The sequence below is a fragment of the Stenotrophomonas maltophilia group sp. SKK55 genome, assembly GCF_057179845.1.
On the sequence record NZ_JBXUHP010000010.1, the window covers coordinates 52,567 to 70,120 of the forward strand.

12 protein-coding genes are annotated in these 17,554 nt (G+C 67.2%); 7 read left to right on the top strand and 5 right to left on the bottom strand.

Going from position 1 to position 17,554, the window contains the following annotated elements; all coding sequences use genetic code 11:
- Nucleotides 1-70 precede the first annotated feature (70 nt).
- On the top strand, nt 71-934 hold the full coding sequence (gene ampR, locus AC2A1N_RS04855) for a LysR family transcriptional regulator AmpR (protein ID WP_061480416.1): 864 nt from the start codon (nt 71-73) through the stop codon (nt 932-934).
- Nucleotides 935-1,048: 114 nt separating this feature from the next.
- On the opposite strand, the gene AC2A1N_RS04860 is transcribed toward ampR, so the two are convergent.
- Nucleotides 1,049-2,914, bottom strand: a complete 1,866-nt coding sequence (locus AC2A1N_RS04860) for an ABC-F family ATP-binding cassette domain-containing protein (RefSeq protein WP_242894067.1) — start codon at nt 2,912-2,914, stop codon at nt 1,049-1,051.
- A gap of 335 nt (nt 2,915-3,249) precedes the next feature.
- Between AC2A1N_RS04860 and AC2A1N_RS04865 the strand changes: the two genes are divergently transcribed.
- Both AC2A1N_RS04865 and ybaL read left to right on the top strand, forming a co-directional pair.
- On the top strand, nt 3,250-5,637 hold the full coding sequence (locus tag AC2A1N_RS04865; protein WP_242894071.1) for a TonB-dependent receptor plug domain-containing protein: 2,388 nt from the start codon (nt 3,250-3,252) through the stop codon (nt 5,635-5,637).
- Nucleotides 5,638-5,848: 211 nt separating this feature from the next.
- The gene (gene ybaL, locus AC2A1N_RS04870; RefSeq protein WP_242894074.1) at nt 5,849-7,546 is read left to right on the top strand and encodes a YbaL family putative K(+) efflux transporter; all 1,698 of its coding nucleotides are present in this window, start codon (nt 5,849-5,851) and stop codon (nt 7,544-7,546) included.
- A 274-nt stretch (nt 7,547-7,820) separates the two neighbouring features.
- On the opposite strand, the gene AC2A1N_RS04875 is transcribed toward ybaL, so the two are convergent.
- Nucleotides 7,821-9,107, bottom strand: a complete 1,287-nt coding sequence (locus AC2A1N_RS04875) for an O-acetylhomoserine aminocarboxypropyltransferase/cysteine synthase family protein (RefSeq protein ID WP_242894078.1) — start codon at nt 9,105-9,107, stop codon at nt 7,821-7,823.
- Between the two features lie 180 nt (nt 9,108-9,287).
- Here AC2A1N_RS04875 and AC2A1N_RS04880 point away from each other — a divergent pair, with 180 nt between their 5' ends.
- The 3 genes from AC2A1N_RS04880 (at nt 9,288) to AC2A1N_RS04890 (ending at nt 12,253) form a co-directional block, all read left to right on the top strand.
- Nucleotides 9,288-10,025: a winged helix-turn-helix domain-containing protein gene (locus AC2A1N_RS04880; protein ID WP_134968998.1), complete on the top strand. Its 738-nt coding sequence runs from the start codon at nt 9,288-9,290 to the stop codon at nt 10,023-10,025.
- Nucleotides 10,022-11,311: an ATP-binding protein gene (locus tag AC2A1N_RS04885; protein ID WP_242894081.1), complete on the top strand. Its 1,290-nt coding sequence runs from the start codon at nt 10,022-10,024 to the stop codon at nt 11,309-11,311. Before AC2A1N_RS04880 ends, AC2A1N_RS04885 begins: the two co-directional genes overlap by 4 nt.
- A gap of 141 nt (nt 11,312-11,452) precedes the next feature.
- On the top strand, nt 11,453-12,253 hold the full coding sequence (locus tag AC2A1N_RS04890; RefSeq protein WP_242894084.1) for a MipA/OmpV family protein: 801 nt from the start codon (nt 11,453-11,455) through the stop codon (nt 12,251-12,253).
- A 39-nt stretch (nt 12,254-12,292) separates the two neighbouring features.
- On the opposite strand, the gene AC2A1N_RS04895 is transcribed toward AC2A1N_RS04890, so the two are convergent.
- From AC2A1N_RS04895 to AC2A1N_RS04905, 3 genes are all read right to left on the bottom strand, one after another.
- Nucleotides 12,293-12,838, bottom strand: coding sequence for a hypothetical protein (locus AC2A1N_RS04895; protein WP_242894087.1), 546 nt, complete (start codon nt 12,836-12,838; stop codon nt 12,293-12,295).
- Between the two features lie 93 nt (nt 12,839-12,931).
- A complete protein-coding gene (gene clpB, locus AC2A1N_RS04900) occupies nt 12,932-15,517 on the bottom strand; it encodes an ATP-dependent chaperone ClpB (protein ID WP_154351283.1) in 2,586 nt (861 codons plus the stop codon).
- A gap of 181 nt (nt 15,518-15,698) precedes the next feature.
- Nucleotides 15,699-16,520: a DUF3014 domain-containing protein gene (locus AC2A1N_RS04905; protein ID WP_242894470.1), complete on the bottom strand. Its 822-nt coding sequence runs from the start codon at nt 16,518-16,520 to the stop codon at nt 15,699-15,701.
- Nucleotides 16,521-16,689: 169 nt separating this feature from the next.
- Between AC2A1N_RS04905 and AC2A1N_RS04910 the strand changes: the two genes are divergently transcribed.
- The gene (locus AC2A1N_RS04910; RefSeq protein ID WP_242894468.1) at nt 16,690-17,400 is read left to right on the top strand and encodes a glutathione S-transferase; all 711 of its coding nucleotides are present in this window, start codon (nt 16,690-16,692) and stop codon (nt 17,398-17,400) included.
- The last annotated feature ends 154 nt before the right edge of the window (nt 17,401-17,554 follow it).

Genomic DNA, 17,554 nt, shown 5'->3' on the forward strand with positions numbered 1-17,554 from the left:
ACTTGTTGAGATTTACGAAATTCCTTATTGAACGGTAGGATCAGCCATCACCATGGCTCACGGCTTTCCGATGCTGCACCCGACCCTGCCGCTGAACGCGCTGCGTGCTTTTGAAGCCGCCGCCCGCCATCAGAACTTCACCCGTGCCGCGCTGGAGCTGTGTGTCAGCCAGGCGGCGCTGAGCCACCAGATCCGAGGCCTGGAAGACCGGCTCGGCATCCGCCTGTTCCATCGCCTGCCGCGCGGCGTGGCGCTGACCGATGAAGGCGCAGCGCTGTATCCGGTGCTCAACGAATCGTTCGAACGCATCTCGGCCAGCATCGCGCGCTACACCGGCGGGCCGGCCCGCGAAGTGCTGACACTGGGGGTGGTCGGCACCTTTGCCACCGGCTGGCTGCTGCCACGGCTGGCCGCATTCGAGGCCGCGCATCCGGACATCGAGCTGCGCCTGCAGACCCACAACAACCGCATCGACCTGGCCGGCGAAGGGCTGGACCTGGCGATCCGCTTCGGTGATGGCGACTGGCAGGGCCAGGCCTGCACGGCGATCCTCGATGCGCCCTTCGCGCCGCTGTGCGCCCCGGCATTGGCGCGGCGGCTGAAGCAGCCGCGCGACCTGGCCACGCTGCCGTTGTTGCGTTCCTATCGCAGCGACGAATGGCCGCGCTGGCTGCAGGCGGCCGGCGTCAACGGCGTGGAAGCACGTGGGCCGGTGTTCGATTCCTCGCTGACGGTGGCGATGGCCGCCGCCGGAGGGGCCGGCGTGGCCTTGCTGCCGCTGCGCATGTTCGAGCAGGAACTGGCCGAAGGCCGCCTGCTGCAGCCGTTCGGCACCACGCTGGAGCTGGGCCGCTACTGGCTGACGCGGCTACGCTCGCGCGCCGAGCGCGAGCCGGCCAAGCGCTTCCGCGAGTGGCTGCAGGCGCAGGCATGATGTAGCGCCCAGCCCACGCTCGGCTGCTTCATGTGCGAACCCGCGCTGCGCGCATAAGCCGAGCATGGCTCGGCTCTACAGAAGAGGCAGCTGGCCAGCGGCCGGCACTACCGATTACGACTCCAGCAGCTCCATCCACGCCGCTTCAGCCTTTTCCAGCTGCGCGGCGGCGGTTTCCCGATCGCGGCCGAGCACGGCCATGCGGCTGGCGTCGGCATAGTTGGCCGGATCGGCCAGCTGGCGATCCAGTTCGGCCAGCGCACCTTCCAGCTCGGCCACCTTGGCTTCGGCCGCGGCCAGCTTGTGCGGGTTCACCGGCTTTTTCTGCACCACCTGTGCCACCGGGGCGGTCTTGACCACCACCGGCTCTTCCACCTGCTCCATGCGGGCCTTCGTGCCCTGCGCCTGCGGACGGGTGCGCAGCCACGCGGCGTATGCATCCAGGTCACCGTCGAACGGCTCGACCACGCCATCGGCCACGCGCCAGTAGGTATCGCAGACCAGGCCGATCAGGTGGCGGTCATGCGAGACCATCACGATCGCGCCTTCGAAGGTGGCCAGTGCTTCGGCCAGCGCTTCGCGCATTTCCAGGTCAAGGTGGTTGGTCGGTTCGTCCAGCAGCAGCACGTTCGGCTGCTGCCAGGCGATCAGCGCCAGCGCCAGGCGCGCGCGCTCGCCACCAGAGAAACCATCCACCGGCTCGAATGCACGGTCGCCCGGGAAGTTCCACTTGCCGAGGAAATCGCGGAACGACTGGTTCGGCGCATCCGGGGCAATCTCGCGGAAGTGCTCCATCGGCGACTGGCCTTCGTGCAGCGACTCCACCGTGTGCTGGGCGAAGTAGCCGATCTTCAGGTCCGGGTGCGCCATGCGCTCGCCGACGATCGGCGCCAGTTCACCCACCAGGGTCTTCACCAGGGTGGTCTTGCCCGCACCGTTCGGGCCGAGCAGGCCAATGCGCTGGCCCGCTTCCAGGCCGAAGCCGACGTTGTGCAGGATCACTGCGTCCTTGCCGTAGCCGGCCTCGACATGGTTCAGGCGGATCAGCGAGAACGGCAGCTTGGCCGGCGGCGCGAACTCGATACGGAACTCACGCTCGGCGCGCACCGCTTCGGTGCCGGCCAGCTTGGCCAGGCGCTTCATGCGGCTCTGCGCCTGCGCGGCCTTGCTGGCCTGCGCCTTGAAGCGGTCGATGAAACTCTGCAGGTGGGCACGCTCGGCCTGCTCCTTCTCGTGCGCGATCTGCTGCTGGCGCAGCTGTTCGGCGCGCTGGCGCTCGAAATCGGTGTAGCCGCCCGGGTAGAGCTTGGCGCCGCCGCCGTGCAGGTGCAGGGTGTGGGTGGCCACGTTGTCGAGGAACTCGCGGTCATGCGAGATCAGCAACAAGGTGCCTGGGTACTTCAGCAGCCACTGTTCCAGCCAGTACACCGCGTCCAGGTCCAGGTGGTTGGTCGGTTCGTCGAGCAGCAGCAGGTCGCTGGGCATCATCAGCGCACGGGCCAGGTTCAGGCGCACGCGCCAGCCACCGGAGAACGAGGACACCGCGCGGTGGTGCGTCTCGGCCGGGAAGCCGAGCCCGTGCAGCAGCTTGCCGGCACGCGCTTCGGCGTCGTAGGCGCCCATCTCGGCCATCTTCGTGTGTGCGTTGGCCACCGCCTCCCAGTCTTCGCGGGCGGTTGCCTCGGCCTCTTCGGCCAGCACCGCGGCCACCTCGGTATCGCCGCCCAGCACGAAGCTCAGCGCCGGGTCCGGCAGCGACGGGGTTTCCTGGGCCACGCTGGCGATACGGACCTTGCCGGGCAGGTCGACGTCACCCTTGTCGGCCTCCAGTTCGCCCTTCACCGCCGCGAACAGGCTGGATTTGCCAGCACCGTTGCGGCCGACCACACCTACCCGGTAACCGGCGTGCAGGGTCAGGTCGACATTGGACAACAGCAGCCGCTCGCCGCGGCGCAAGGCGAAATTACGAAGGGAGATCATCGGGGAAGGGGTCCATATAACCGGATGGAATGTGCTGGTGAGCACTGTTCCTGCGACGCAATTCTAGCGTTAACGAATACTTGACGCGTCCCGGGATGCGCAGTGGCCGACGTTCCTCTCTCCCACGTCCTCGCCGCGCGCGTCCCGGGTCTCCTCCCCGCCGATGCCTGTCCGGGCTAAATGGTTGCTGCTGCAACGTTTTTTCCGATGACCGGCATTTGACAGGCACTGAATATCCCGTTAATTGCTGTATTGCGCACCGCAACAACCGCCGTCCGCCTCACCCTCGTGATGTCGATTCCGGTGCCGCCCCCGCCAACCGGAGCCCCATCCCGATGACCCGCAAGACCAGCCTGATCGCCGCCGCCGTCGCTGTCGCACTCGGTGGCTCTCCGTTCGTCGCCGCCGCCCAGCAGGCCGGCACCGCCGCCAACACCCTGGACACCGTGATCGTCACCGGCACCCGCGTGGCCGACCGCACCGTCGCCGAATCGCAGTCGCCGATCGACATCATCACCCCTGAAGTGCTGCAGTCCACCGGCACCAGTGAACTGGCCACCGCACTGTCGCGCGCCCTGCCCTCACTGAACTTCCCGCGCCCTGCCCTGACCGACGGCACCAGCGGCGTGCGCCCGGCGCAACTGCGCGGCCTGTCACCGGACCAGGTGCTGGTGCTGGTCAACGGCAAGCGGCGCCACACCTCGGCGATGATCAACGTCAACGGCAGCATCGGCCGTGGCTCGTCGGCGGTGGACATCAACGCGATCCCGATCGCCGCGATCGAGCGCGTGGAAGTGCTGCGCGACGGCGCGTCGGCGCAGTACGGCTCGGACGCCATCGCCGGCGTCATCAACATCGTGCTCAAGGGCAGCGGCCGTGGCGGCAGCCTGGCCGTGGACTACGGCCAGTACTCGGCCGGTGACGGCAACAAGTACCAGCTTTCCGGCGATACCGGCGTCGAGTTCGGCAACGGCCGTGGCCGCGTGCACGTGGCCGGCCAGATCAGCCAGCAGGACGAGAGCAACCGCGCCGGTCCGTACCGCGGCACCACGCCGAATACCGGCAACTTCCCCAGCATCGGCCAGAAGACCTTCATCGTCGGCGACCCGCGCGTGGACACCACCGCCGCCTCGGCCAACGCCAGCTTCGACTTCAGCGACCACGTGACCGGCTACGCCAGCGCGCTGCTCAGCAACCGCGACATCACCTCGTTCGCGTTCTACCGCTCGCGCAACCACAGCGGGCAGAGCGCGCTGCTGGCACAGACCTACCCGGACGGCTACGTGCCGCAGATCAACCAGTACTCCAAGGACCGCTCGCTGGTGGCCGGGGTCAAGGGCAACACCGACAGCGGCTGGACCTGGGACCTGAGCCTGAACCACGGCGAGAACACCCTCGATTTCCACACCCGCAACAGCATCAACTACAGCCTCGGCGCCACCAGCCCGCGCTCGTTCTACGACGGCACGCTGAAGTACCAGCAGGACATCTTCAACGCCGACCTGACCAAGTCGCTGGACTGGGGCCTGGCCTATCCGGTCACGCTGTCCTTCGGCGGTGAGTACCGCAAGGAGAAGTGGGACCAGAATCCGGGCGAACTGAACTCGTACACCGGGAGCGGCGCGCAGGGCTTCGCCGGCTTCACCCCGACCAATGAAGTGCATGCCGACCGCCACAACTACGCGGTCTATGCAGGCCTGGAAGCGGACCTGACCGAGAAGTTCTCGGCCGGCATCACCGGCCGCTACGAGGACTACTCGGACTTCGGCGACCGCTTCTCCGGCAAGCTGTCGGCGCGCTATGCGTTCACCGACAAGGTCGCGCTGCGTGCCACCGCCTCCAGCGGCTTCCGTGCACCGTCGCTGGCGCAGCAGGGCTACCAGGCGGTCACCAGCCAGTTCCTCAATGGCGTGTTCGTTGAACGCGGCACCTTCCCGACCACCAGCCCGGCCGCGCAGGCGCTGGGCGCCTCGCCGTTGAAGGCCGAAACCTCCACCTCCTACAGCCTGGGGCTGGTGCTGCAGCCGGTCGACCGCCTGTACATCACCGTCGATGCGTACCAGATCGACATTGATGACCGCATCGCGCTGTCGTCCAGCATCACCACCAACGCCGCCACCAGCGCGCTGCTGGGCACCCTCGGCCTGCCGCAGGTGACCGCGTTCTCGTACTTCACCAACGGCCTGGATACGCGCACCCGCGGCGTCGACTTCGTGTCCAGCTATACCGTGCCGTTCAGCGCCAGCAGCCTGGAGCTGACCGCCGCCTACAGCTACAACGACACCGAAGTGCGCCGTGTCGGCGGCACTCCGGCGGTGTTCGGCACGCTGGGCCTGACCCAGTCGCTGATCGGCCGTGATGAGATCGGTCGCATCGAGGACAGCTACCCGCGCGACAAGGCGATCCTGAGCGGCACTTGGCGTTCGGACCACTGGGAACTGGGCCTGGCCGCGACCCGCTACGGCAAGTTCACCGTGCGCAACTCGGCCACCGCGCTGCGCGACCAGACCTACGGCGATGCCTGGGTGGTGGATGCCTCGGCCAGCTACAAGCCGAGCAGCAACTGGACCCTGACCGTGGGCGCTGACAACCTGCTGGACAAGTACCCGGACCGCACCGAAGACCTGCAGAACTCCACCTTCGGCATGCTGCCGTACAGCAACTACTCGCCGTTCGGCTTCAACGGCGCGTATGTGTACGGGCGGATCAAGTACACCTGGTAAGCGAGGCTCTGGTAGTGCCGGCCGCTGGCCGGCAACCCCGGGCCGCATCTGGAGGAGAGCCCCTTCTTGTTGAAGGGGCGCGCCGAAGGCGGGGGTAGAGGAGAAATGCGTGGGCAAGCCCGCCGGCCACGGCACGTGGACGGCGGGTTTGCCGTATCTGGCCTCGTCGGTGAAAATCGGGGCATCCCCCCCCGATTTCCTGCGAGTGCCGATGCACCATGACACCGACCTGATCAACATCGTTGCCGTTGGCCTGGGGCTCGCCTTCATCTTCGGCGCGCTGGCCAACAAGCTCCGCTTGTCTCCCCTGGTCGGTTACCTGGTTGCTGGCATCTGCGTAGGCCCGTTCACCCCCGGCTTCGTCGCCGATCAGGCGCTGGCCAACCAGTTGGCCGAACTGGGCGTGATGCTGCTGATGTTCGGCGTCGGCCTGCACTTCTCGCTGAAGGACCTGATGGCGGTCAAGGCCATCGCCATCCCCGGCGCCATCGGCCAGATCGCGGTGGCCACCCTGCTCGGCTGGGGCGTGGCCTCGCTGATGGGCTGGCCGGCCATTCACGGCGTCATCTTTGGTTTCTCGCTGGCCACGGCCAGTACCGTGGTGCTGCTGCGGGCGATGGAGGAACGGCGCCTGCTGGAGACGATGCGCGGCAAGATCGCGGTCGGCTGGCTGATCGTCGAAGACCTGGCCTGTGTGCTGGCGCTGGTGATGATGCCGGTGATGGCCGGCGTGTTCGGTCCCGACGCGGCCAAGGAGTCGCACTCGCTGGGCAGCGTGCTGGCCGACATCGGCTGGACCTTCGTGCAGCTGGGCCTGTTCGTGGCGGTGATGCTGGTGGTCGGGCGCCGGGTCATCCCGTGGATCCTCGAACGTATCGCCGGTACCGGCTCGCGCGAACTGTTCACCCTGTCGGTGCTGGCAATTGCGCTGGGCGTGGCGTTCGGCTCTGCGATGCTGTTCGGTGTCTCGTTCGCGCTGGGCGCGTTCTTCGCTGGCATGCTGCTCAACGAATCGGAACTGAGCCAAAAGGCCGCGCATGATTCGCTGCCGCTGCGCGATGCGTTCGCGGTGTTGTTCTTCGTCTCGGTCGGCATGTTGTTCGACCCCAACATCATCGTGCAGCACCCGTGGCAGGTGCTGGCCACGGTGCTGATCATCATGTTCGGCAAGTCGGCCGTCGCCTTCTTCATCGTGCGTGCGTTCGGCCATCCCACCAGCACCGCGTTGACCATCTCGGCCAGCCTGGCGCAGATCGGTGAGTTCGCCTTCATCATCGCCGGGCTCGGTGTGGCGTTGCAGATCCTGCCGAAGGAAGGCCAGTCGCTGGTGCTGGCCGGTGCGCTGGTGTCGATCATGCTCAACCCGCTGGTGTTCGGCCTGCTCGACCGATGGCAGGCCAAGCAGGAAACACAGCCGCAAACGCCGGAGCCGGAAGAGGCGACCGGCCCGTCACGGGACCTGCATGACCACGCCATCGTGATCGGCTATGGCCGGGTCGGCAGCGAACTGGCGCAGGTGCTGAGCGACCGTGGCGTGCCGGTGCTGGTGATCGATGACAACAAGGAACACGTCGAGTCGGCGCACGCCAAGGGCCTGGCGGCGATCCGCGGCAGTGCGGCGGCCGACCGGGTGCTGGCCGAGGCCCATCCTGAGCGGGCGAAGATTGCGGTGCTGGCGATTCCGCAGCCGCTGGAAGCCGGTGAGGCGCTGGCCAAGCTGCGTGCGATCAACCCGGACCTGACCCTGCTGGCACGTGCGCACAGCGATGCCGAAGTGAAGCATCTGCTGGAGCATGGTGCCGATGGCACGGTGATGGCCGAGCGCGAGCTGGCCTATTCGCTGGCGGAGATGATCATGTCCACGCCGCCGTACCGGAACCTGAGGCAGCACAACATTCCTGTTGTATGAGGGGTGTGCTTGCGGCAGGGCTTGCAGCCCTGCACCTGCCGAGGCAACGGCAAAAGCAAGGCTGACTATCCGTGGGATGGCGGGGTGGGTCCCCGCTGCTGTTGGTGGGTGTCGACCTTGGTCGACACGGCGACACAAAAAAATCCCCGGTCGACCCGCATCGACCGGGGATCTGGATCGCCACGTTGCCACGCCTTGGAGAGGCAGTTCCACCCTAGCGCATCGCGCCGCCGGTGGTGATCGCCTGTGGCGATATGCACCAAGCGCGCGGCTATCAGGCGGCGGCCAGGGCCTGCTCCAGGTCGGCGCGCAGGTCACCGATGTGCTCGATGCCGATCGACAGCCGCACGGTATCTTCACTGACCCCGGCCTTGGCCAGCTCTGCCGCATCCAGCTGGCGATGGGTGGTCGAGGCCGGATGGGTGGCCAGCGACTTCGCGTCGCCCAGGTTGACCAGGCGGGTGAACAGCTTCAGCGCATCGAGGAAGCGCGCGCCAGCCTCGCGCCCGCCCGGCAGGCCGAAGGTCAGTACGCCCGAGCCATGCCCGCCCAGGTAGCGCTGCGCGGCGGCATGCTCGGGGTCGTCTGCCAGTCCCGCGTAACGCACCCAGGCGACCTTGTCGTGCGCCTTCAGGAACTGCGCGACGGCCAGTGCATTGGCGTTGATGCGCTCCATGCGCAGGGCCAGGGTCTCGATGCCCTGCAGGATCAAGAACGCATTGAACGGCGACAACGCGGCACCGGTATTGCGCAGCGGGACCACCCGCGCGCGGCCGATGTAGGCCGCCGGCCCCAGTGCTTCGGTATAGACCACGCCGTGGTAACTGGGGTCGGGCTGGTTGAGCCGCGCGAAGCGCGTGGGTTGCGCCGCCCAGTCGAAGCGGCCCGAATCGACGATCGCGCCGCCCAGGCTGGTGCCGTGGCCGCCCAGGTACTTGGTCAGCGAGTGCACGACGATGTCGGCACCGTGCTCGAACGGACGCAGCAGGAACGGCGTAGCCACGGTGTTGTCGACGATCAGCGGCACACCCGCGGCATGCGCCACCTCGGCAATGGCGGCGATGTCGGTGACGTTGCCGCGCGGGTTGCCGATCGATTCAACGAACACCGCCTTGGTGCGCTCGTCGATCAGCGCGGCGAACGCAGAAGGATCGGCCGGGTCGGCGAAGCGCGCCTGGATGGCATACTGCGGCAGCGTGTGGGCCAGCAGGTTGAGGCTGCCGCCATACAGCGCGCTGGAGGCGACGATGTTGTCACCGGCCTCGGCGATGGTCTGGAGGGCATAGGTGATCGCGGCCTGCCCCGAGGCCAGCGCCAGCGCACCGATGCCACCTTCCAGTGCGGCCAGGCGTTGCTCCAGCACGTCGGTGGTAGGGTTCATGATGCGGGTGTAGATGTTGCCTGGCACCTTCAGGTCGAACAGGTCGGCACCGTGCTGGGTGTCATCGAAGGCATACGCCACGGTCTGGTAGATCGGCACCGCCACCGCGCGGGTGGTCGGGTCGGGTCGGTAGCCACCGTGCACGGCCAGGGTTTCCAGTTGCCACTGCGGTTCGCTCATTGCACCAGGCTCCATCCGGGGAAACCGCCACCATAGGCCAGCTGGCACACGCCGCTGAAAGCTACTGGCGATGACGCCCGTACCGGCGGTTATCAGGTTGGCCGCGATTCAGGCAGTCGTCATGGGGCGTTGCTAGGCTGCGCCGCCGGGCGCTCCTGCCCGGGCACGGAGGCCCCACCCATGCAGCCATCGCCCTGGCATCCCACCACCAGCAGTTCGCCTACGTCGGTCATGCTGGTAGAGGACGACCGTCGCCTGGCCGAACTGGTGAGCGACTACCTCCACCAGCATGGCTTCGCCGTGCAGCACATCGCACGCGGCGACCTCGCCGGCGCCGCCTGCCGCCAGCACGCGCCGGAGCTGGTGGTGCTGGACCTGATGCTGCCCGGCCTGGGCGGCATCGACGTGTGCCGGCAGATCCGCAGCTTCTCCGATGTGCCGATCCTGATGCTGACCGCCTGCGAGGACGACATCGAACAGGTGCTGGGCCTGGAATCGGGCGCCGACGACTATGTGCACAAGCCCATCGAACCACGCCTGCTTCTTGCCCGGCTGCGCGCCCTGCTGCGCCGCCGCCACGGCAGCGGCAATACCGGCACGCCCAGCCGGCTGATGCACGGTGAACTGCTGATCGACCGCATGCAGCGTGAGGTACACCTGCACGGCGCCACGGTGGACGTGGGCACCACCGAATTCGAAATCCTGTGGCTGCTGGCCAGCCAGCCCGGGCAGATCCTGTCCCGTGACCAGATCCTGCAGGCGGTGCGCGGTATCGGCTTCGACGGCCTGGACCGCAGCGTTGACGTCTGCATCGGCAAGCTGCGTCGCAAGCTCGGCGATGATGCGCGCGAGCCGCGGCGGATCAAGACGGTGTGGGGCCGCGGCTACCAGTTCAATCCGTCGGCCTGGACGGCATGAAGCGGCTGTTCCTGTGGCTGTGGTTCATCACCGGCGCCTGTTTCCTGGCCTCGGTATTCTTCCTCAACCGGGTGCTCGACAGCATCTATACGCCCGTGCAGGATCGCGTTTTCGTCCAGCAGGTGCGCGGGCAGGTGTATGCGCTGCGCAGCGGCCTGGCCGGCCTGGACGGTCGCCAGCAGCACGAGCGCCTGCAGCAGTGGCAACCGCACTATGGCATCGCATTGACCCTGCTCGACACGCCTCCCGCGCTGGCCCCGCAGGAACAGGCAGCCGTGCAGGCCGATGGCTTCATCGTGCGCGATCAGTACCAGCAGGTCCTGCTGCCGATCGAAGGCATCGACGGTCGCTGGTTGCACCTGCGCCTGCCTGGCGCGGTGCAGATGACCACGTACATGACCATCGCGGCCTACCTCAGCATCCTGCTGCTGGTCGGCGCCAGCCTGTACGCCTGGGTTCGCCTGCTCTGGCGCGATCTGGAGGCCCTGCGCGTGCATGCCGACCGCATCGGCGCCGGCGATCTGCAGGCACGCGCGCAGGTTTCGCCACGCTCGCAGATCCGGGTCATCGTCGATCACTCCAACCGCATGGCCGCACGCGTGGCCGAACTGGTGCAGCGCCAGCGCGACCTGACCCATGCGATCTCGCACGAACTGCGCACGCCGATCGCGCGCGTGGCCTTTGGCCTGGACCTGATGCAGGACAGCGATGACCGCGAGCGCCGCGAACGACTGGCGCAGGGCCTGCATGGCGACCTGGCCGAGCTCAACCGGCTGGTCAGCGAACTGCTGGCCTACGAACGGCTCGAGCATCCGGGCGAGGGCGAACCGATGCAGCGGATCGAAGCCAACGACTGGCTGCAGGCCTGCCTGGCCGATGCCCGCCGCGATGCCGAACGTGCCGGCCTGGTGCTGCGCGTGCAGCCCAGTGCCCTGCCTCGGCTGGACGCGGAACCGCGCCTGCTGCAGCTGGCGCTGAGCAATCTGGTCGGCAATGCGCTGCGCCATGCGCGCTCGCAGGTGGAAGTCTCGCTGGTCGGTGTCAGCGGCCGCGCCTGCCTGCGCGTGGATGACGATGGCCCCGGCATCGCCGAAGCCGATCGCGAGAAGGTGATGCGCCCGTTCACCCGCCTGGATGACAGCCGCAGCCGCGATACCGGGGGCTTCGGCCTGGGCCTGGCGATCGTCGGCCGCATTGCCGCACGCCACCACGGCGAACTGCGCATCGGTCGCGCCGCCCTCGGCGGCGCACGCCTGGAAATGCACTGGCCGCTGGCTGCCAGCTGAACGCCCACGGGCGCAATTACAGTTGATTACAACTCCCGCACAACTGCGGACGGATCGGTCGCCGGCGTATCGCCACGCTAGCGACCCTGCAGCACTCGCCGGATGCGCGCGCTGCTTTTCCTCCCATTGTCGAGAGTTTCCATGTCCCAGCTTCGCCGTTCCCCCACCCTGCTCTGCCTGGCCCTGTTGCCACTGTTCGCTGCCCCGATCGCCCACGCCAAGGACGACCACTGGACCTTCGAGCTCGCCGCCGGTGGTGGCGTGGCGCCGCGCTACAGCGGCAGCGAGGAGTACCGTGCGACGCCTTCGCTGTCCTTCGATGTCACCTCGCCAGGGGGCTGGTTTCTGGGCACCAGTGGCATCGGCTGGGGCACGACCCTCGGCGAGCACACCCGCGTGCGCGCCTATGTCGGTGCCAGCGGTATCCGCAAGGACAAGGATTCGCTGCTCGGCGGTTCGGACTTCCTGCGCGGCATGGGCGATATCGATACCCGTCCCCTGGTCGGTGTCTCGGCTGGATATACGCTGGGCGAAGCCGTGCTGAGCGGTTCCTGGCAGTTCACCCGCAAGGACGAGGACAAGGCTGAGAACGGACTGGCTACCCAGCAGATCCACCTGAACCTGAGCATGCCGCTGTTCGACCTGGCCGGTGGCGTGGTCAGCGGCAGCGTCTCCACCGACTACGGCAACCGTGGGTACATGCAGACCTGGTACGGCGTCAGTCCGGAACAAGCCGCGCGCACCGGCTTTGCCGAGCACAAACCGAAGGCCGGCCTAGTCAGCGCCGGTGTGGGCCTGAAGTGGAGCAACCGCGTGGGCCGTAATGGCAACTGGTACATCTCGGCCGAAGGCACGCGCCTGCTCGGCGATGCGGCCAACAGCCCGATCGTGCAGAAGGCCAACCAGTTCGGCGTGATGAGCGGCTATACGCACCGCTTCTGATGCATGAAGGACGCCGCTGGGCGCCCTCTTTCGCTGCGATCAGTGGCAGGCTTGTGCGGCGCCGCTGCCGCACAAGCCGACCTCTCGCAGCCAGCCGATCCACTGCACGACGTCGTCCTTCTCCGGCTCGGCGCGGAACGACTTCTGCACGGTGTGGAAGCCCTGCCTGCCCTGCATGCCCTTGATCCAGGTGAACTCCGGTTTGCCGGTGCCGGGGTTCAGCGGGCAACTGAGCATCAGCAGCGCGAATGGCCGTCCGCCCTCCTCGCCTTCGCGGATCCAGTGGCTCTGCGCAGCCGGACAGGCCATGCGCCACCCCGCCTCGATGATGCCGAGGAACTCGCGCGGACTCACATGGCCACTGTTCGGCGCATCATTGACGGTAACCATGTCGGTCCAGTCCTGCACGGTCTGGCCCTGCGGCACGAACTCGGTGATGCGGTTGCCTTGTGCGTCGGTGCTCTGGTGGGCCTGCTGGTAACCCTTCATCGGCGGCAGCTGGACCTGTTCTACGGCTGCGGCGTGTCCAGCAACTGCAGCGAGCGCCAGCGCCACGCAGAGTGAAACCCTGCGGGTAACGTCCATGCGGTTCTCCTCGTCCTTGCGAAAGTGAAACGGGATCATTGTGCCTTGCTGAGGCTTTGGTGGCGCGCCAGCCATGGCAGGCGCGCCACCGGTTCAGGCCTTGGCGAAGACCAAATGCCCACCCTCATTGCCGACTTCGATGGTGTCACCGTTGACGAACGCGCCGGACAGGATCTGCTGCGCCAGCGGATTCTCCAGCTGCGACTGGATCGCGCGCTTCAGCGGCCGCGCGCCATACACCGGATCGAAGCCGACGTTGCCGAGCAGATCGAACGCCGCATCGGAGACCGCCAACTTCAGCCCGCGCTCGGCCAGGCGCTTCTCCAGCCCGCGCATCTGGATGCGTGCGATCTGCTTGATCTGCTGCTTGTCCAGCGGGTGGAACACGACGATGTCATCCAGGCGGTTGATGAACTCCGGACGGAAGTGCGCCTGCACCACGCCCATCACGGCCGCCTTCATCTGCGTGTAGGCCTCCGGGCTGTCGTCGGTGCTCATGTCCTGGATCTGATGCGAGCCCAGGTTCGAGGTCATCACGATGACGGTGTTGCGGAAGTCCACCGTGCGGCCCTGGCCGTCGGTCAGGCGGCCATCGTCCAACACCTGCAGCAGGATGTTGAACACATCCGGATGCGCCTTCTCCACCTCATCGAGCAGGATCAGCGAATACGGGCGACGACGCACGGCCTCGGTCAGGTAACCGCCTTCCTCGTAGCCGACGTAGCCCGGGGGCGCACCGATCAGGCGGGCGACGCTGTGCTTTTCCATGAACTCGCTCATGTCGATGCGGATCATCGCGTCGGCACTGTCGAACAGGAACTCGGCCAGCGACTTGCACAGCTCGGTCTTGCCGACGCCGGTCGGGCCGAGGAACAGGAACGAGCCGGCCGGACGATTCGGATCGGACAGGCCGGCACGCGAGCGGCGTACCGCATCGGAGACGACCTTGATCGCCTCTTCCTGGCCGACCACACGGTTGTGCAGCACTTCTTCCATGCGCAGCAGCTTGTCGCGCTCGCCTTCGAGCATCTTGTTGACCGGGATGCCCGTCCAGCGCGAAACGACCTCGGCGATCTCCTCATCGGTCACGCGGTCCTGTACCAGCTTGAAGTCCTTGTGCTCGGCTTCCTGCGCGGCGGCCAGCTGCTTTTCCAGCTGCGGCAACAGGCCGTACTGGATTTCGCTCATCTTGGCGAAATCCTGGCGGCGCTGCGCAGCTTCCAGCTCCAGCTTGGCCTGCTCGACCTGTTCCTTGATCTTGGTGGCGCCCTGCAGCGCCGCCTTCTCCGACTTCCAGATTTCATTGAGGTCGGAGAACTCGCGCTCCAGCCCGTCGATATCGTTCTCCAGGTCGGCCAGGCGCTGCCGCGAGGCTTCGTCCTTTTCCTTCTTCAGCATCTCGCGCTGGATCTTCAGCTGGATCACCCGGCGTTCCAGGCGATCCAGCTCCTCCGGCTTGGAGTCGATCTCCATGCGCAGGCGTGAGGCGGCTTCGTCCATCAGGTCGATGGCCTTGTCCGGCAGCTGGCGGTCGGTGATGTAGCGGTTGGACAGCGTGGCGGCAGCCACGATGGCCGGGTCGGTGATTTCCACGCCGTGGTGCACGGCGTACTTTTCCTTCAGCCCGCGCAGGATCGCGATGGTGTCCTCCACCGTGGGTTCGCCGACGAACACCTTCTGGAAGCGGCGCTCCAGCGCAGCGTCCTTCTCGATGTACTTGCGGTATTCGTCCAGCGTGGTCGCACCGATGCAGTGCAGCTCGCCGCGTGCCAGCGCCGGCTTCAGCATGTTGCCGGCATCCATCGCGCCATCAGCCTTGCCGGCGCCGACCATGGTGTGCAGCTCGTCGATGAACAGGATGATCTGGCCTTCGTTCTTGGCCAGGTCGTTGAGCACGCCCTTCAGGCGCTCCTCGAATTCACCGCGGAACTTGGCGCCGGCGATCAGCGCGCCCATGTCCAGCGACAGCACACGCTTGCCGCGCAGGCCTTCGGGCACTTCGTCATTGATGATGCGCTGGGCGAGCCCTTCCACGATCGCGGTCTTGCCCACGCCGGGCTCGCCGATCAGCACCGGGTTGTTCTTGGTCCGGCGCTGCAGCACCTGGATGGTGCGGCGGATTTCCTCGTCACGGCCGATCACCGGGTCGAGCTTGCCGCTCTCGGCGCGCGCGGTCAGGTCGATGGTGTACTTCTCCAGCGCCTGCCGCTGCTCCTCGGCGTTCTCCGACTGCACGTTCTCGCCGCCGCGCAGCTTGTCGATGGCCGCCTGCAGGCGGGTCTTGTCGGCACCGGCGGCGCGCAGCGCCATGCCCAGCGTGCCACCATCCTCCAGCGCCGCCAGCACGAACCACTCGCTGGCGATGAAGGCATCACCGTGCTGCTGGGCCAGCTTGTCGGTCTGGTTCAGCAGGCGCCCCAGGTCATTGCCCATCGACACGTTGCCGGCCTGACCGGACACCTTGGGCAGTGCGTCCAGCGCCTCGGTCAGGCGCTCGCGCAGCACCGGCACGTTCACCCCGGCCTGGGCCAGGAGCGGGCGCGTGCTGCCACCCTGCTGGTCCAGCAGCGCGCTGAACAGGTGGACCGGTTCGATGATGCTGTTGTCGCGGCCCACGGCCAGCGACTGTGCGTCTGCCAGCGCCTGCTGGAAACGCGAGGTGAGCTTGTCCATCCGCATTGCGAATCCTCATCGGTCATCAGGGCCGGCCCGCGCCGGCGATGCTGGGAAGATGCGGTTGCCCCACCCCGTTTCAAGGGTGGCTGCGACTGCACCCCGTAGCGAGTCAGCCTGCGGCCAGCATGCCGGAACGGGTGTGGTCGGCGCGTTGATCCCGATCAGTTCGGCGCAGTGGACCGGTTCAGCGGGTGATCGCAGAGCGGAGCGCCCGCAGCTGCTGCTTGACCGCCCGCGCCTGCGTGGCGTCCATGCGCAACAGCGCCCTCTGCCCGATCGAGCGCGACTGCAGGGTGGGATCGACAAAGCGGTAACGGCCGCGCTCATCGCGCTGCACCAACGGCGCCTGCGCCAGTTCCGGGGTCTCCAGCAGATGGTCGATCACCGCCACCAGACGGTCGTTGAAGTAGCCCTCGGGCCGGCCCAGGTCGACGTAGGCCTGCTGGATCAACGGATAGAAGCGCTTGTACGCCGTAGCCGCTGCCGCTGGATCCAGCGCAGTAAAGGCCTGCACATAGGGCGCGTAACGTGCCGAGTTGCTTGCCGCGATGCGTTCCCCGCCCTCGCCAGGCTCGACCTGCAGGTTGCCCGGCAGCGGCCGTGCGGCCAGCGCCGTCGGCGGCACGCTTGGTTTGTCCAGGTTGTCGACCTGGGTGACCAGGCGCTGGATCAGGTGATCGCGCAGCAGCAGGGTCATCGGGCCCTCGCCCTGGAACAGCTGGCTCAATGCACCCCAGGCAGCCGTATCGCTGTCAGCCAGCTTCGGTAGCGCCGGATCAGCCGCGGCCTCGGTATCCAGCGGACGCTTGATCGTCGGTGGCGCTGGCGCGGGTTCCGCGGCCGCCTGCGGTTGTGGCGGTGCGCTGGTACTGGCGGGGGGCGATTGCACCGGCACCGAGACACCGTCTGCCAGGCTCTTCAGCTGATCGCGGAACAACCAACCGCCCGCGCCGCCGATCACCACCACACCCAGCACCCAGGGCCATACCGCCTTTCCACTCTGCATGATGCAGCACCTCGTTTCACACGCATGGAGAAGGTGTGACCCCACCGGTTCCAGCCGGTTCCCCGCCTGTTCCGCTGCCGTTCGGCTTCGGCCCGCGCCAAAGCCGCGCTCACGCCTGCTTTGCGTGCCGCGCGCGAGGCTGTGGGCCTTGTCCTGCGGAGACACTGCCATGCAGTACGCGCTGTATTACTGGACCGGCATCCAGGGCCGGGGCGAGTTCGTGCGGCTGGCGCTGGAAGATGCCGGCGCCGACTACATCGACATGGCGCGGGTGCACGGTGATGCGGTGATGCAGCCGTTCCTGGAGGGCCACAGCGAAGGCCCGCAGCCCTTCGCGCCGCCGTTCCTGAAGGCCGGTCGCCAGGTCATTGCGCAGGTCGCCGCGATCCTGGACGTCCTCGGCCCGACGCTGGATCTGGTGCCGCAGGCCGCATCGCGGCGGATGCAGGCGCTGCAACTGCAGTTGACCATCGCTGACCTGGTGGCCGAAGTGCATGACACCCATCATCCGATCGCCGCATCGAAATACTACGAAGAGCAGAAGACCGAGGCCAAGGCACGTGCCGCGTCGCTGCGCAGCGAGCGCCTGCCGAAGTTCCTGGGCTACTTCGAACGGGTGCTGGCCGCCAACGGTGGCCGCCATGCACTGCGCGAGCATTCGTATGTGGACCTGTCGCTGTTCCAGCTGCTGAGTGGGCTGGACTACATGTTCCCGCGTCGCATGCAGGCACTGGCGCCCACACTGCCCCTGCTGCGCGCGCTGCAGGCGCGGGTGGCGAAGCGGCCGAACATCGCCGCCTACCTGGCCTCGGAACGACGTCTGGCGTTCAACACGAATGGCATCTTCCGCCACTACCCGGAGCTGGACGCCGAGCGGTAGTGCCGGCCGCTGGCCGGCAGAGCGCGCTGTGAGCATTCGCCGCCCGCAACACGCCCCTGTAGCAACTGTCTTGTCAGGCGGAGGCCATCTGGGCCTCCGCGTCACGCTTGCGGGCGTTGAGGATCACCAGCATCTTGCGCATCACCGCGACCAG

Bases quoted from the DNA above. Each gene is read 5' to 3' on its own strand.
- ampR (WP_061480416.1), top strand. From the start codon at position 71: ATGCTGCACCCGACCCTGCCGCTGAACGCGCTGCGTGCTTTTGAAGCC.
- AC2A1N_RS04860 (WP_242894067.1), bottom strand. From the start codon at position 2,914: ATGATCTCCCTTCGTAATTTCGCCTTGCGCCGCGGCGAGCGGCTGCTG.
- AC2A1N_RS04865 (WP_242894071.1), top strand. From the start codon at position 3,250: ATGACCCGCAAGACCAGCCTGATCGCCGCCGCCGTCGCTGTCGCACTC.
- ybaL (WP_242894074.1), top strand. From the start codon at position 5,849: ATGCACCATGACACCGACCTGATCAACATCGTTGCCGTTGGCCTGGGG.
- AC2A1N_RS04875 (WP_242894078.1), bottom strand. From the start codon at position 9,107: ATGAGCGAACCGCAGTGGCAACTGGAAACCCTGGCCGTGCACGGTGGC.
- AC2A1N_RS04880 (WP_134968998.1), top strand. From the start codon at position 9,288: ATGCAGCCATCGCCCTGGCATCCCACCACCAGCAGTTCGCCTACGTCG.
- AC2A1N_RS04885 (WP_242894081.1), top strand. From the start codon at position 10,022: ATGAAGCGGCTGTTCCTGTGGCTGTGGTTCATCACCGGCGCCTGTTTC.
- AC2A1N_RS04890 (WP_242894084.1), top strand. From the start codon at position 11,453: ATGTCCCAGCTTCGCCGTTCCCCCACCCTGCTCTGCCTGGCCCTGTTG.
- AC2A1N_RS04895 (WP_242894087.1), bottom strand. From the start codon at position 12,838: ATGGACGTTACCCGCAGGGTTTCACTCTGCGTGGCGCTGGCGCTCGCT.
- clpB (WP_154351283.1), bottom strand. From the start codon at position 15,517: ATGCGGATGGACAAGCTCACCTCGCGTTTCCAGCAGGCGCTGGCAGAC.
- AC2A1N_RS04905 (WP_242894470.1), bottom strand. From the start codon at position 16,520: ATGCAGAGTGGAAAGGCGGTATGGCCCTGGGTGCTGGGTGTGGTGGTG.
- AC2A1N_RS04910 (WP_242894468.1), top strand. From the start codon at position 16,690: ATGCAGTACGCGCTGTATTACTGGACCGGCATCCAGGGCCGGGGCGAG.